Here is a 15,473-nt window from a genome sequence, read left to right as displayed (position 1 = left end):
AGAATCGAACCTTATGCTTGGAGGAGGCGAATGAGGGCAGTCCGTTTGGAAGCGATCGGCCATATGGCCATGCACATGGTCGAGAAACCGACTGCCGGGCCGGGAGAAGTCGTCGTGCGCGTAATGGCTGCGGGCATCTGCGGATCCGACCGGCACATGTACAAGGGCGAATATCCAACGGCGATCCCGGTGACGCTTGGCCATGAATTCTGCGGCCTCGTGGAGGAGGTGGGTGAGGGCGTTTCGTCGTTCGTCGGCGGAGAACTCGTCACGGTCGACCCGAATATCGCTTGCGGCACATGCCCGGCTTGCAGGCGTGGCCGGCCGAACCTGTGCGCCAACCTGAAGGCCATCGGCGTGACGCGGGATGGTGGCTTTGCCGACTATGTCGCGGTTCCCTGCGGCCAGGCGTTCACGCTGCCTGCGGATCTCGATCCCGTTCATGGCGCCTTTTGCGAGCCGCTGGCCTGCTGCATCCATGCCATCGACAAGGCGAAGATTCGCCCGGGTGACAGCGTCGCCATATTGGGCGGCGGCGTCATCGGACTGCTCATGGTGCAACTGGCCCGTCTCGCAGGCGCGGATCAGATCATCCTGATCACGAGGCAGCTATCGCGGCGCGAAGCGGCTTTACGGCTGGGCGCAACGCAGGCTCTTGATCCGACGGCGACAGATGCGGTTGCCGCCGTTCGGCAGTTGACCCATGGCGGCGTCGATGTGGTTATAGAATGCGCCGGCGTTCCCGAGACGCTCCAGACGGGCGTTCAGATGGTGCGGCGCGGTGGTGCCTTCGTGCTGTTCGGTGTGACGCCGGCGGGGCTGGAAGTGCCCGTGTTGCCGTTCGATCTGCTTGTCAACGAGATCGAGATCAGGCCAGCCTATCTCAATCCCTTCACGCATTCCCGCGCCGCCGGCATGGTGGCAAGCGGGATTCTGGAGCTGGATTCGCTTGTGACGAAGACGATCGGCCTTGAGGATGTTGCGGGTGTGGTCGGCAGCGCGCCGCTGGCAGGCGAAATCAAGGTCATCGTTCGGCCATGAATCTCGTTTTGGGGCTCGGTTCATTCATTTGCGGACGGGACCGGTGGAGTCGCGCTGGATCAATGTGACCGGCACCTTGAGGATGGCGCCGTTCTGGGGCTCTCCATCTGCTTGCTGCACTTCGATCAGCGTCTCCAATCGCCGGACTGCCTGTTCGCCGACACCACGGATCGGCTGCGCTACGGTCGTCAACCGCGGAAAGACATAGGCCGCCTCCGGCAGATCGTCGAAGCCGATGACCGAATAGTCACGAGGCACTGAAAAGCCATGATCCTGAACGGCGTGGATTGCAGCGATCGCCGAAATATCCGTCGCGCCGATGATCGCGGTCATTTCGGGTCGTGAGGCCACCAGTTCTTTCGCCAGCGGATAGGCGGCGGCGAAGCTGTGTTCCTCCGCCATGCGTACGGCAGCGGGGGTAATGCCATTTTCAGCCAATTCAACCGTAATACCTCGAAGGCGAAGTTGGACCGGCTGACTATGGGCGGGGGCGCCGACGATGCCGATCGCGCGATGGCCGAGGCCGATCAGATGGCGGGCCATCAATCGTCCGCCTTCCTCGTGATCGGCCATGATGGCGTCGTCCGTTATACCCGTGAGCTCGCGATCGATCGCGACGATGGGGATATGTGCGTCGCGCAATGCTTCAAAATGCAAGGTACTGCCAAAGGCACTTGCGACGATGACGCCGTCGACGCGCTGGGATAGCAGCATGGAAATGTAGCGCGCTTCGTGGTCCATGTTTTCAGCCGTGCTGCAGATCAGCGTCTGGTAGCCGCGCCGGAACAATTCCTGCTCGATAGCGTGGGCAAGGATGCCGAAGAAGGGCACGTCGATCGATGGCAGCATCAGCCCGATCATCCGGCTTGGAGCCCCGCGCAGCATACGCGCTCCCTTGCTCGGGGTGTAGTTCAGCGTGCGGATGGCGGCCTCGACGCGCTCCCGAAGCTCGGGAGACGCATAGCCGCTATTGTTGAGCACGCGTGAGACTGAAGAGACCGAGGTTCCCGCGAGTTTGGCGATATGTCGGATGCTGGTCGTCACTTGCTCGCGTTTCTTTGGCTTGCTGTCGAATGGTTGGGAAGGGGCGCAACTCACCCCATCATGGACTAAATCACCGCCAGGATACCGCATCAAGCGTTACCCATATCCTTATATTCCGTCACGCCGATTCCATCTATGTTAGACTTATTGCATATGACATTACGCAGTCATTGGAAGTATTCTCGATTGCCGGAGCGTCCTTGAGATTCTGCGCGGATGACCAAGGGATATCAATGAAATAACGGCGACATGGCTGCTAAATGCAGCCGCATTTTTTCGACAGAATTCGCCAATCCGCGCAGGCTTTCGGCTGGCATTCAGGCATCCGCACAAGCCGCCGTCGCCCAGGCCGGCATTTATAAGATTTTTATATCTTCGGCGGTCCGGCCGTCTCGAACGTTAATGCAGTTCAGCCGCATATTGTATGGCGAAGATACACACGAAGTGATCTTCCCCTCGGCAGAGAGAAAAGAGGCGCCTCTTCGTCGGAGCGCGCCTTTCATCGCTTCTGCAGTCAACAATAACAATCAAGGAATCGCGATCGATGATGGACGTTCTTCTTGTCGGGATCGGCGTTTTATTCTTCCTCCTTTGCGTCGCCTATACCAAGGCCTGCGACAGCCTCTAGTCGGAGAGACGGCAATGCTTCTCGATTACATTCTCGGTGGCGGCGTGACGATCTTTCTCACCGTCTACCTGGTCTATGCTCTCATTCGCCCCGAGCGCTTCTAATAGCGCTGGATAGGGAAAGTTATCTCCATGACCTTCAACGGATGGCTTCAGATCCTCATTTACATCGGGATCCTTCTCCTGCTCGTCAAACCGCTCGGCGGTTACATGACGCGTGTTTTTACCGGCGAGCGCACCTTCCTCTCCTTCGTCCTCCGTCCTGTGGAACGGGGGCTTTATCGTTTGGCCGGTACGGATGAGCGCGAAGAGCAGCACTGGACGACCTATTCGGTTTCCATGCTGCTGTTCAGCCTTGCTGGCTTCATCGTTCTTTACGCACTGCAACGACTGCAAGGCAGCCTGCCGTATAATCCGGCCGGCATGACCGCAGTCGGCCCGGAACTGTCCTTCAACACGGCAACGAGCTTCGTCACCAATACCAATTGGCAGAATTACGGCGGCGAAAGCACGATGTCCTATCTCGTGCAGATGGCTGGCCTCACCGTGCAGAACTTCGTTTCCGCGGCAACCGGCATCGCTATCGCCATTGCGCTGATCCGCGCATTCGCGCGTGCCTCGGGCAAGGCGATCGGAAATTTCTGGGTCGATATGATCCGCGCAACGCTCTATGTGCTGCTGCCGATCTGCATCGTTCTGACGATTGTTTTCGTCTATCTCGGCGTGCCGCAGACGCTCGGCCCCTATGTCAACGCCACCACGCTCGAAGGTGCGCAGCAGACGATTGCCGTCGGTCCCGTTGCCTCGCAGCTTGCCATCAAGATGCTCGGCACGAATGGCGGTGGCTTCTTCAATGCCAACTCGGCGCATCCGTTCGAAAACCCCGACGCCATCTCCAACCTCCTGCAGATGCTGGCGATCTTCGCCATCGGCGCGGCGCTCACCAACGTCTTCGGCCGCATGGTCGGCAGCCAGCGTCAGGGCTGGGCGATCCTGGCTGCAATGGGTACATTGTTCATCGCCGGTGTGATCGTCACCTATTGGGCTGAGGCTGCGGGCAATCCGCTGATCCATGCACTCGGTGTCCAGGGCGGCAATATGGAAGGCAAGGAAGTTCGCTTCGGCATTGCCGCCTCCTCGCTCTTTGCAGTCATCACCACGGCGGCATCTTGCGGTGCAGTCAACGGCATGCTCGACAGTTTCACCGCGATCGGTGGTCTGATCCCGCTCATTAACCTGCAGCTCGGCGAGGTCATCGTCGGCGGTGTCGGTGCCGGCTTCTATGGCATCTTGATGTTCGTCGTTATCGCCATCTTCGTTGCAGGCCTGATGGTCGGGCGCACGCCGGAATATCTCGGCAAGAAGATCGAGGCTAAGGAAGTGAAGATGGCAATGCTTGCCGTGCTTTGCCTGCCCGCCGGCATGCTGATCTTCACGGCGATCTCCGTGGTATTGCCCTCCGCCGTTGCCTCGATCGCCAATGCCGGCCCGCACGGCTTCTCGGAAATCCTCTATGCCTATAGCTCGGCGGCGGCAAACAACGGCTCGGCCTTCGGTGGTCTGTCCGGCAATACCCCTTGGTACAACATCACGCTCGGTATCGTCATGTTGATCGGCCGTTTCCTGGTCATCGTTCCGGCACTTGCGATTGCTGGCTCGCTGATCACCAAGAAAACGGTTCCTGCCTCGGCCGGCACCTTCCCGACGGATGGCCCGCTCTTCGTCGGCCTGCTGGTCGGCACGATCCTGATCGTCGGCGGCCTGACCTTCTTCCCGGCGCTGGCGCTCGGACCGATTGTCGAACATCTGTCGATGATTGCAGGCCAGACCTTTTAAGGAATGACGGCCATGAGCCAACCGCTTTTGGGCAAGCTTAGAAAAGTCATCGATCCACGCCCCTTCGACAGGGGGCGTGGCCCGGCCGGAACAACCTGTGCTTCCGACGCCATTTTGCTGGCGATGGCTGCCTTGTTCCTCGGCCTTGTCGTCTTCGGATTTTTAATCGGCTGATCGGCGGCGTTCCGATCTGACGTTTTCCTCTTCACGCTGGAGCCTCTTATGAGCCAGTTAAAATCAGCGAGTATTCTGGATTCTCGCATCCTCGTTCCGGCGATCGGCGCTTCGTTCAAGAAGTTGAACCCGCGCACGCTTGCCAAGAACCCTGTCATGTTCGTGGTCGCCGTCGTTTCGATGCTGACGACCGTCCTCTTCTTGCGCGACCTCGTCACCGGCGGCGGCAATCTTGCCTTCTCGCTGCAGATCAATATCTGGCTCTGGTTCACGGTGCTGTTTGCCAATTTCGCGGAAGCCGTTGCCGAAGGCCGCGGCAAGGCGCAGGCGGATTCGCTGCGCAAGTCGCGCACCGAAACCCAGGCAAAGCTTTTGGTCGGTAACAGCCGCACCGACTACAAGATGGTGCCTGGCACCAGCTTGAAGGTCGGCGACGTCGTTCTCGTCGAAGCCGGCGACATCATCCCCTCCGATGGCGAGGTGATCGAAGGTGTTGCTTCGGTCAACGAAGCCGCGATCACCGGCGAATCCGCACCTGTCATTCGTGAATCAGGCGGCGACCGTTCGGCCGTAACGGGCGGCACACAAGTGCTCTCGGACGAAATCCGCGTACGCATCACTGCCGCCGCCGGTTCGACCTTCATCGACCGCATGATTGCGCTGGTGGAAGGCGCCGAGCGGCAGAAAACGCCGAACGAAATCGCGCTCAACATCCTGCTTGCCGGCATGACGCTGATCTTCGTGCTCGCGACCGTCACCATCCCGAGTTTTGCCGCCTATGCCGGCGGCTCGATCCAGACGGTCGTGCTCGTTGCTCTCTTCGTGACCCTGATCCCGACCACCATCGGCGCTCTGCTTTCGGCAATCGGTATTGCCGGCATGGACCGTCTGGTGCGCTTCAACGTGCTCGCCATGTCCGGCCGTGCCGTCGAGGCTGCCGGCGACGTCGACACGCTGCTTCTCGACAAGACCGGCACGATTACTCTTGGCAATCGCCAGGCGACCGCGTTCCGTCCGGTCCGCGGAATCAGCGAGCAGGATCTCGCCGACGCCGCGCAGCTTGCCTCGCTTGCTGACGAAACGCCTGAGGGACGTTCGATCGTCGTGCTTGCCAAGGAAAAATATGCGATCCGCGGCCGCGACATGACGAGCCTGAAGGCGACCTTCGTGCCCTTTACCGCTCAGACCCGCATGAGCGGCGTCGATCTGGAAGGCTCGTCAATCCGCAAGGGCGCCGTCGATGCCGTGATCGCCTATGTCGAAGGTGCGGCCAATGGTGCGACGGAAGGTACAGCCGTCATGTCCCGCACATCGAGTGAGATGCTGCGGGAGCTGCAAGGGATCGCCGACGAGATCGCCAAGGCTGGCGGCACGCCGCTTGCCGTCGCCCGTGATGGTCGTCTGCTCGGCGTCATCCATCTGAAAGACATCGTCAAGGGCGGCATCCGCGAACGCTTTGCGGAACTGCGCCGCATGGGTATCCGCACCGTCATGATCACGGGCGACAACCCGCTGACGGCTGCTGCCATCGCCGCCGAAGCCGGCGTCGACGACTTCCTCGCCCAGGCGACCCCGGAAATGAAGCTGGCGCTGATGCGCGAGGAACAGTCCAAGGGCAAGCTCGTTGCGATGTGCGGCGACGGCACGAACGACGCGCCCGCACTCGCCCAGGCCGATGTTGGCGTTGCCATGAACACCGGTACGGTCGCCGCCCGTGAGGCCGGCAACATGGTCGATCTCGACAGCGACCCGACAAAGCTGATCGAGATCGTCGAGATCGGCAAGCAATTGCTGATGACGCGCGGCGCCCTGACGACCTTCTCTATCGCCAACGATATCGCCAAGTATTTCGCCATTATCCCGGCGATGTTCATCGCCTTCTATCCGCAGCTGAAGATGCTGAACATCATGGGCCTTGCAACGCCGCAAAGCGCCATTCTCTCGGCGATCATTTTCAATGCGCTCATCATCGTTGCGCTGATCCCGCTATCGCTGAAGGGTGTCCGTTATCGCCCGATCGGCGCAGGCGCGCTGCTCAGCCGCAACCTTTTGATCTACGGCCTTGGCGGTATCGTCGTCCCCTTCATCGGCATCAAGGCCATCGACATGGCGATCACCGCCATTGGCCTCGCCTAAGGAGTTTCTCTCATGTTGAAACAAATCAGACCCGCCATCGTCATGATCGTCGCCACGACCGTCTTGACCGGCCTTGCTTACCCGCTTGCCATGACGGGTGTCGCTCAAGCGCTCTTTCCCCATCAGGCCAATGGCAGCCTGGTCGAGAAGGACGGCAAGGTGATCGGCTCGAGCCTTATCGGCCAGAATTTCACGGCGGATAGGTATTTCCACGGCCGCCCATCGGCCACGACGGGCGCCGATCCGAATGACCCGACCAAATCGGTTTCCGTACCCTATAATGCCGCCAATTCCGGCGGTTCCAATCTCGGTCCGACCAATTCGAGCCTGATGACACGCATCAAGGGCGACGCCGCAACGCTGCAGGCGCAGAATCCCAACGTGCCGGTTCCGATCGACATGGTGACGACATCGGGCAGTGGTCTCGACCCGGACATTTCGCCGGACGATGCCTATTTCCAGGTACCGCGCGTCGCCAAGGCCCGCAACATGGATGAGGCCAAGGTCAAGTCGCTCGTTGACGCAGCCATAGAGCCGCGAGAGCTTGGCGTTCTCGGCGAGCCTGTCGTCAACGTGCTGGCATTGAACCAGGCGCTTGATGCTTCTATGACTCAGTAAGTTGGATAGGTTGAGGCGGTTGCCGCCGTCTCAACCCTATCAGGAAAGACGACCCAGGAATGGCAGACGACAGCCGCGACATGTTGAGCAGGCCTTCGCCCGATGCGCTTCTCGAAAAGGCGCGAGCCGAGACGCGCGGTCGATTGAAGATCTTTCTGGGTGCGGCGCCCGGCGTTGGCAAGACCTATGAGATGCTGATGTCTGGCAGGGCGAAGATTGCCGACGGCGTCGATGTCGTCGTCGGTGTTGTTGAGACCCACGGCCGCCGCGAGACGCAGGCCTTGCTCGAAGGGTTCGAGATCGTTCCGCGCATCAATGTCGACTATAAGGGCAGGGCGCTTGAGGAGATGGATCTCGATGCCATCCTGAAACGCCGTCCCGAACTGGTGCTTGTCGACGAACTTGCCCACACCAACGCGCATGGCAGCCGGCATCCCAAACGCTATTTCGATGTCAAGGAACTTCTCGAACGCGGGATCGACGTCTACACGACGCTGAACATCCAGCATGTCGAAAGCCTGAATGACGTCGTCTCGCAGATTACCCGCATCCGCGTGCGCGAGACGGTGCCGGATTCCATCATCGATATGGCCGATGATGTCGAGATCATCGATCTGACGCCGGACGATCTCATCAAGCGGCTGCATGACGGCAAGGTCTATGTGTCGAAGACGGCAGAGCGGGCGCTGACCAACTATTTCACGCCCGGCAATCTGACGGCGCTGCGCGAACTGGCGCTGAGGCGTACGGCGCAGCGGGTCGACGACCAGCTCCTGACCCATATGCAGGCACATGCGATCCAGGGGCCTTGGGCCGCCGGCGAACGTGTGCTCGTTTCCATCGATCATCACCCGCGCTCGGCCGCGCTTGTCCGCTATGCCGCCCGCATGGCGTCGCGCCTGCGCGCACCATGGGCGGCCGTCTATGTCGAGACCAACCGCTCGATTAGTCTCACGGAAGCGCAGCGTGACACGATCGCCGCAACGCTCCGGCTGGCCGAACAGCTCGGCGGCGAAGCTATTACCCTTCCGGGTCGCGAGGTCGCAGAGGAACTGCTTCGCCATTCGGCCAGCAACAATGTCACCCATATCGTCATCGGTTCGCCAAAAATCGGCTCCTGGCGCGATTGGTCCCGCCGTTCGGTTTCCTATGACCTCATCCGCAGCGCCGGTGATATCAGCGTCCATGTCATTTCCGGTAGCGAAGCAGATGGCGAGGCGGCGCGGCGTGGTGTCAAGGTGGCGCCTTCGCCGCCGCCCTTCCAGCTTCGTGGCTATGTTCTGGCAACGCTCTATGTCGCCATCGCGCTCGGTTTCTGCGTCATCCTCGATCAGGTGCTGGATGTCCGAAACCTCGCGCTCGTCTTCCTGATGGCGGTTTTGGCCAGTGCGGTGACGCAAGGCCTGCGGCCGGCGCTCTATTCCTGTATTCTCGGCGCGCTCGCCTTCAATTTTTTCTTCCTGCCGCCGCGCTATACGCTGACGATCAGCGACCCCGAGAGCGTGCTTGCCTTCTTCTTCTTCCTCGGTGTCGCTGTCATTGCGAGCAATCTGACGGCGACCGTGCAAAGGCAAGCGGCCTCGGCGCGACAGCGCGCGCGAACGACCGAGGATCTCTATCTCTTTTCGAAAAAACTGGCCGGCACCGGCACGCTCGATGACGTATTGTGGGCAACCGCCTTTCAACTGGCCTCGATGCTGAAGCTGCGGGTCGTGCTGCTTTTGCCGGAGCACGGCACCATCGCCGTCAAGGCCGGCTATCCGCCCGACGATACGCTCGATGATGCAGATATCGCGGCGGCCCGCTGGGCCTGGGAGCATAATCACGCGGCTGGCCGGGGTGCCGATACGTTACCCGGCGCCAAGCGCCTTTACGTTCCGTTGCGCACTGGCCGCACTGCCGTCGGTGTCATCGGTCTCGATAGCGATCGTCGCGACGGCCCGCTTTTGACGCCGGAGCAGCAGCGGCTGCTCGATGCCCTTGCCGATCAGGCAGCGCTTGCGATCGAGCGCGTGCAACTGGTGGCCGATGTCGACCGGGCGAAGCTTGCCGTCGAGGCCGACCGGCTACGCTCCGCATTGTTGACCTCTATTTCGCACGATCTGAAGACCCCGCTTGCGGCCATCCTCGGTGCTGCGGGAACGCTGCGCGATTATCTGGAAACATTGCCGTATGAGGATCGCGTCGATCTCCTGTCGACCGTCATCGATGAATCCGAGCGGCTCAATCGCTTCATCGCCAACCTGCTCGATATGACCAAGATCGAGTCCGGTGCGATGGAGCCGAACTATGCCCTGCATTATGCCGGCGATATCGTCGGCAGCGCGCTGCGGCGGGCGGGGAAGATCCTGGCTCATCATCGCGTCGAGGTGCAGATGCCCGTCGATCTGCCGATGGTGAAGGTTGACCCGGTCCTGTTCGAGCAGGTGCTGTTCAACCTGCTCGACAATGCCGCCAAATATGCGCCGGAAGGGTCGGCCATTCGGCTGGAGGCCTGGGCCGATATCGACAATATCGTCTTCCGGGTGATGGACGAGGGACCGGGCATTCCGCCTGCCGATCTCGAACGCGTCTTCGATACGTTCTATCGCGTGCGCAAGGGTGACCAGGTGCGCGCCGGAACCGGTCTTGGCCTTTCCATCTGCCGCGGTTTCATCGAGGCGATGGGTGGGGTGATCGCTGCCGGCAACAGAACGGATCGGCAGGGGGCTGTCTTCACCATCCGCCTGCCGAAACCAACCGATGTCCCGAAGCTGGATGAATTGAAATGAACACCACTGCCGTCAAAATTCTGGTCGTCGATGATGAGCCGCCGATCCGCAAACTGCTGCGTGTTGGTCTCGGCGCCCAGGGCTACGTTGTCAACGAAGCGCAGAGCGCTGCTTCCGCTCAGGCGTCGGTAGACGAGGATAAGCCTGATCTGATCGTGCTCGACCTCGGACTGCCCGACAAATCGGGCCAGGATCTGCTGCTCGAGTGGCGCGAGGACGGAGTGCAGATCCCGGTCGTTATCCTGTCGAGCCGCACGGATGAAGCCGGCATCGTCAAGGCGCTCGAGAGTGGTGCCGACGATTACGTGACCAAGCCTTTCGGCGTCAACGAGCTTGCGGCCCGCATCCGTGTGGCGCTGCGCCACCGCCTGCAGCAGCAGGGCGAGAAGGCGATCTTCCAGACCGGCGGCCTGTCCATCGATCTCGTCAAGCGCATCGTCAAGGTCGATGGCAAGGAGATCAAGCTCTCGCCGAAGGAATACGATATTCTGCGCGTGCTTGCCCAGCATGCCGGCAAGGTCCTGACGCACCAGTTCCTGCTGAAACAGATCTGGGGACCAGCGGCCGATGTGCAATATCTGCGCGTCTATGTGCGCCAGCTTCGGCAGAAGATCGAGGAGGTTCCCGATCAGCCGCAATATATCACCACCGAGACAGGTGTCGGCTACCGACTGCGCGAACCGGATTGAGATCGCAAGGACTTCGAACCATGGGGTCGAGATGCTGCCGGCTCGACCCCATGGTGATGAACATCATTTCAGAACCAATGATTATTCGACGCTGAGCGCAACCATGGATCTTTCCACCATCATTCTTCCCGAACATGTTTTCGTCGGCGTCTCGGCTCCGACCAAGTGGCGGGCGCTGCAGATATTGTCATCGAAGGCTGCCAATTGCTTCGGCCTGGATGAGGGAATGGTTCTGCGGGCACTGGAGACACGCGAAAAGCTGGGTACGACCGGGATCGGCAATGGTGTTGCCGTTCCGCATGCCGCCATTGCCAGCATGACGCGGCCGCGGGGATTGATGGTGCATTTTGCCCATGCCGTGGATTTCGAGGCTATCGACGATGTGCCAACGGAGTGGGCCTTCGTCCTGCTGTTCGGTGAGGGTGGCCGGAGCGACTATCTGAACGTGCTCGCCGCGATCGCCCGGCGCTTGAGGACGGAGGGTGTCCTGACGGCGATGCGGCAGGCAAAGACCGCCGACGAACTCTATTCCGTATTCCTCTCCGACGTCATTCTCTGACGGTACTGCTCATCGCGCGCTGATTGTCATTCGGGAATGTGATTTCACTTTTCCCGATTCTATGGGATGCTGTTCTCCGGAGTTACCCAAAACGGGAACTGTCTTCGTTACTTTATACGACCAAGTTGATAGGGTTTAAGGACAAACGAAGGGGGTGCATCCATGCAGACGATTAAGCTTTCTCGGCTTCTCGCCGCCGCGGTTCTGATCGGCAGTTTCTCGATCGCGGCCGTCGCGCCGACCTGGGCGGCGGACAAGACGCTTCTCAATGTTTCCTACGATCCGACCCGCGAACTCTACAAGGACTTCAACGCGGCCTTTGCTGCCAAGTGGAAGAAGGACACGGGCGAAACCATCAATATCAAGGCTTCGCATGGCGGCTCCGGTGCGCAGGCGCGTTCGGTCATCGATGGCCTCGACGCCGATGTTGTAACGCTTGCCCTCGAAGGTGATATCGACGCCATCGCCAAGGCGACGCACAAGATCCCGGCCGACTGGAAGACCAAATTCCCGAACAATTCGGTTCCCTACACCTCGACCATCGTTTTCCTGGTGCGAAAGGGTAATCCCAAGGGCATCAAGGACTGGTCCGACCTGATCAAGGACGGCGTCGAAGTCATCACGCCGAACCCGAAGACGTCTGGCGGCGCCCGTTGGAACATTTTGGCGGCATGGGCCTGGGCCAAGCAGGCCAATGGTGGCGACGATGCCAAGGCGCAGGAATATCTCACCCAGCTTCTGAAGCATGTGCCGGTTCTCGACACCGGTGCGCGCGGCGCGACGACGACCTTCGTCCAACGCGGCCTCGGCGATGTTCTGCTCGCCTGGGAAAACGAAGCCTATCTCTCGCTCGACGAGCTTGGTCCCGATAAATTCGAAGTCGTGACCCCGTCCTTCTCGATCCGTGCCGACCCGCCGGTTGCCGTCGTCGATGGCAATGTCGACACGAAGGGCACGCGAAAGGTCGCGGAAGCCTATCTGAACTATCTCTACTCGGATGAAGGCCAGAAGATTGCGGCCAAGCACTACTACCGGCCGATCAAGCCGGAAGTGGCTGACCCCAAGGATATCGCCCGCTTTCCGACCTTGAAGCTCGCAACCATTGACGATTTCGGCGGTTGGTCTCAAGCTCAGCCGAAGTTCTTTAACGATGGTGGCATCTTCGATCAGGTCTACAAGCCGGGGCAATAAGACTGAATGCAATCTATAACCCGCAAACGGTGGCGGTTACGGCAACCGAGCGTCATTCCGGGATTCGGATTGGCGCTCGGCGTTACCTTGGCTTGGCTCATCTTCATTGTTCTTATTCCGCTGTCGGGACTGCTGTGGAAAAGCAGCGCTCTCGGCTGGGAGAAATTCTGGGCTTTGGCGCTTGATGTGCGCACGCTCTATGCGCTGCGCATGAGTTTTGGCGGCGCCTTCATCGCCGCGCTCGTCAACGCCGTGCTCGGGCTTATCCTCGCCTGGGTCCTGGTGCGCTATCGCTTCCCGGGCAAGCGCATCCTCGATGCGATGGTCGATCTGCCGTTCGCGCTGCCGACGGCCGTGGCTGGTATCGCGCTGACGACGCTCTATGCGCCGAATGGCTGGATCGGGCAATTCCTGACGCCACTCGGCATCAAGATCGCCTTCACGCCGGTCGGCATCGTCATCGCGCTGATTTTTGTCGGCTTACCTTTCGTGGTGCGCACCGCACAGCCTGTCATGGAAGAGATCGACCGCGAGGTCGAGGAGGCGGCGGCGACCCTCGGAGCGTCGCGCTTCCAGACGATTACCCGCGTGCTGCTGCCGGGCCTTGCTCCGGCAGCCCTGACGGGGTTCGCGCTGGCATTTGCGCGCGCGGCCGGCGAATACGGATCGGTCATCTTCATTGCCGGCAACAAGCCCTATGTTTCGGAAATCGCGCCGCTGCTCATCGTCATTCGTCTGGAGGAATATAACTATTCCGCAGCAACGGCGATCGCGACGGTGATGCTGTTCATTTCCTTCACCATGCTTTTGATCATCAACCTCATCCAGTCCTGGAGCAGAAGGAGATATGGCTATGGCGCATGATCTTTCTGCCGCCGCCGAAACGGGTCATTCGGTCATCACCGAAAGCCGATTTGCACGTATTGTTTTCATCTCCATCTCGCTGGTCTTCCTGACGTTGATGGTGCTTCTGCCGCTGGCTGCCGTTTTCGTCGAGGCTTTCCGCAAGGGTGTCGAAACCTTCTTCGAAGCCCTGGTGGATGAGGAGACTTTCGCGGCAATCCGGCTGACATTGATCGTTGCCGGCATCAGCGTGCCGCTGAACCTTGTCTGCGGCGTTGCTGCCGCATGGGCGATCGCCAAGTTCGAATTCAAGGGCAAGGCGTTCCTGACGACGCTGATCGATCTGCCTTTCTCAGTTTCCCCGGTCATCTCCGGTCTGGTCTTCGTGTTGCTGTTCAGCTCGAATAGTGCGCTTGGTCCCTGGCTGCAGAACAACGGCATACAGATCCTGTTTGCGGTTCCGGGGCTCGTTCTGGCGACGATGTTCGTCACCTTTCCCTTCGTCGCGCGCGAATTGATTCCGCTGATGCAGGAGCAGGGCAGTGCGGACGAGGAGGCGGCACTTTCGCTCGGAGCCAATGGCTGGCAGACTTTCTGGTATGTCACGCTGCCGAACATAAAATGGGGTCTGCTTTACGGCGTGCTGCTCTGCAACGCCCGCGCCATGGGCGAGTTCGGCGCCGTTTCGGTGGTTTCGGGCCATATCCGCGGCGAAACCAACACGATGCCGCTGCAGGTCGAGATTCTCTATAACGAATATAATTTCTCCGGGGCCTTTGCCGTTGCCACGCTGCTGGCTCTGCTTGCCCTGATCACACTGATACTGAAGACGCTGCTGGAAATGCGCTATAGCGAAGAAATCGCAGCCAGCCGGCGTCACTGAAGGAATTCTTGATGGAAGTTCGCGTTCAAAATCTGCGCAAGGAATTCGGTCGATTCCCAGCTCTGCACGATGTTTCCCTGGACATTCGCTCGAGCGAGTTGATTGCGCTTCTCGGTCCGTCCGGCTCCGGCAAGACGACGCTGCTGCGCCTGATTGCCGGCTTGGAAACGCCGACGGAAGGCAAGATCTTCTTCGGTGAGGATGATGCTTCGCTGAAGACCGTGCAGCAGCGCAATATCGGCTTCGTGTTTCAGCATTATGCGCTGTTCCGGCATATGACGGTACTCGACAATATCTCCTTCGGCCTCAAAGTTCGCTCGGCATCGCGACGCCCGCCGCGTGACGAAATTCGCCGGCGTGCCATGGAGCTGCTGGAGCTTGTGCAGCTGAACGGCCTGGAGAAGCGCTATCCGACCCAGCTTTCCGGCGGCCAGCGGCAGCGCGTGGCGCTGGCCCGCGCCATGGCCGTGGAGCCGAATGTCCTGCTTCTCGACGAGCCCTTCGGCGCTCTCGACGCACAGGTGCGCAAGGACTTGCGCAAGTGGCTGCGTGAAATCCACGATCGCACCGGCCATACCACGGTTTTCGTCACCCACGACCAGGAAGAAGCGCTCGAGCTTGCCGACCGCGTCGTCGTGCTCAACAAGGGTGCCATCGAGCAGGTCGGTACGCCCGACGAGATCTACGACACGCCGAACTCGCCCTTCGTCTATGGATTCATTGGCCAGTCAAACCGCGTCAAGGTGCGCATCGCCAGCGGCGAAATCTGGTTCGACGAAAGGCCATTGGGGCTCAGCACGCCGCACGAGCCGGAGGGCGAGGCCTATCTCTATTTCCGGCCGCACGACATCGAGCTGCGTGAAGGCGATGCCGGCGCGATTGCTGGCCTGCTGGTCGCCAGCCGCCGCGTTGCTGGCACCCGCCATCTGGAGATCAATGTCGGTGCCGGGCATGAAGCCATCGAAATCGAGCTGCCGCCGAACAAGGCCGATGCGCTTGATCGCAATCGCATCGCCTTCAGGCCGACCCGCTGGACGCTGTTTCGCAACGGCGTTTGACGA

The 15,473-nt window shown here is 60.3% G+C and carries 14 protein-coding genes; 13 read left to right on the top strand and 1 reads right to left on the bottom strand.

Translation table 11 applies throughout. From position 1 onward, the window contains the following. Positions 1-30 precede the first annotated feature (30 nt). Positions 31-1,041, top strand: a complete 1,011-nt coding sequence (locus ABOK31_RS20365) for a zinc-dependent alcohol dehydrogenase family protein (RefSeq protein ID WP_349960325.1) — start codon at positions 31-33, stop codon at positions 1,039-1,041. A gap of 24 nt (positions 1,042-1,065) precedes the next feature. Here the strand turns inward: ABOK31_RS20365 and ABOK31_RS20360 are convergent, their stop codons facing one another. Then, positions 1,066-2,085 carry a substrate-binding domain-containing protein gene (locus ABOK31_RS20360; RefSeq protein WP_174181043.1) on the bottom strand — a complete coding sequence of 340 codons (1,020 nt, stop codon included), beginning with the start codon at positions 2,083-2,085 and terminating at the stop codon, positions 1,066-1,068. A 249-nt stretch (positions 2,086-2,334) separates the two neighbouring features. Here ABOK31_RS20360 and kdpF point away from each other — a divergent pair, with 249 nt between their 5' ends. From kdpF to ABOK31_RS20300, 12 genes are all read left to right on the top strand, one after another. Further along, positions 2,335-2,817, top strand: a complete 483-nt coding sequence (gene kdpF, locus ABOK31_RS20355) for a K(+)-transporting ATPase subunit F (RefSeq protein ID WP_234910339.1) — start codon at positions 2,335-2,337, stop codon at positions 2,815-2,817. A gap of 27 nt (positions 2,818-2,844) precedes the next feature. Further along, positions 2,845-4,548 carry a potassium-transporting ATPase subunit KdpA gene (gene kdpA / locus ABOK31_RS20350; RefSeq protein WP_174181041.1) on the top strand — a complete coding sequence of 568 codons (1,704 nt, stop codon included), beginning with the start codon at positions 2,845-2,847 and terminating at the stop codon, positions 4,546-4,548. A gap of 12 nt (positions 4,549-4,560) precedes the next feature. After that, on the top strand, positions 4,561-4,722 hold the full coding sequence (locus tag ABOK31_RS20345) for a hypothetical protein (protein ID WP_174181040.1): 162 nt from the start codon (positions 4,561-4,563) through the stop codon (positions 4,720-4,722). Positions 4,723-4,770: 48 nt separating this feature from the next. Beyond that, on the top strand, positions 4,771-6,858 hold the full coding sequence (gene kdpB / locus ABOK31_RS20340; RefSeq protein ID WP_349960321.1) for a potassium-transporting ATPase subunit KdpB: 2,088 nt from the start codon (positions 4,771-4,773) through the stop codon (positions 6,856-6,858). A 12-nt stretch (positions 6,859-6,870) separates the two neighbouring features. Further along, positions 6,871-7,476: a K(+)-transporting ATPase subunit C gene (locus tag ABOK31_RS20335; protein WP_349960320.1), complete on the top strand. Its 606-nt coding sequence runs from the start codon at positions 6,871-6,873 to the stop codon at positions 7,474-7,476. A gap of 59 nt (positions 7,477-7,535) precedes the next feature. Further along, complete coding sequence (locus ABOK31_RS20330) at positions 7,536-10,247, top strand: sensor histidine kinase KdpD (protein ID WP_349960319.1); 2,712 nt, start codon at positions 7,536-7,538, stop codon at positions 10,245-10,247. Next, positions 10,244-10,936, top strand: coding sequence for a response regulator transcription factor (locus tag ABOK31_RS20325; protein ID WP_174181036.1), 693 nt, complete (start codon positions 10,244-10,246; stop codon positions 10,934-10,936). The genes ABOK31_RS20330 and ABOK31_RS20325 overlap by 4 nt, the downstream gene beginning before the upstream one ends. A gap of 103 nt (positions 10,937-11,039) precedes the next feature. After that, positions 11,040-11,495, top strand: a complete 456-nt coding sequence (locus ABOK31_RS20320) for a PTS sugar transporter subunit IIA (protein ID WP_349960318.1) — start codon at positions 11,040-11,042, stop codon at positions 11,493-11,495. Positions 11,496-11,657: 162 nt separating this feature from the next. Further along, positions 11,658-12,686, top strand: coding sequence for a sulfate ABC transporter substrate-binding protein (locus ABOK31_RS20315; protein ID WP_349960317.1), 1,029 nt, complete (start codon positions 11,658-11,660; stop codon positions 12,684-12,686). Between the two features lie 6 nt (positions 12,687-12,692). Next, on the top strand, positions 12,693-13,550 hold the full coding sequence (gene cysT, locus ABOK31_RS20310; protein ID WP_349960315.1) for a sulfate ABC transporter permease subunit CysT: 858 nt from the start codon (positions 12,693-12,695) through the stop codon (positions 13,548-13,550). Continuing rightward, a complete protein-coding gene (cysW, locus tag ABOK31_RS20305) occupies positions 13,540-14,412 on the top strand; it encodes a sulfate ABC transporter permease subunit CysW (protein WP_174181029.1) in 873 nt (290 codons plus the stop codon). The genes cysT and cysW overlap by 11 nt, the downstream gene beginning before the upstream one ends. Positions 14,413-14,423: 11 nt before the next feature. After that, entirely contained in the window at positions 14,424-15,470 is a 1,047-nt protein-coding gene (locus ABOK31_RS20300) for a sulfate/molybdate ABC transporter ATP-binding protein (protein WP_349960312.1), read from the top strand. Positions 15,471-15,473: the final 3 nt, after the last annotated feature.

Source organism: Rhizobium sp. ZPR4, assembly GCF_040215725.1.
Classification (GTDB): domain Bacteria; phylum Pseudomonadota; class Alphaproteobacteria; order Rhizobiales; family Rhizobiaceae; genus Rhizobium; species Rhizobium rhizogenes_D.
The sequence above is the reverse complement of the archived record's forward strand: the minus strand, read 5'-3'. Positions and strand labels throughout refer to the sequence as shown.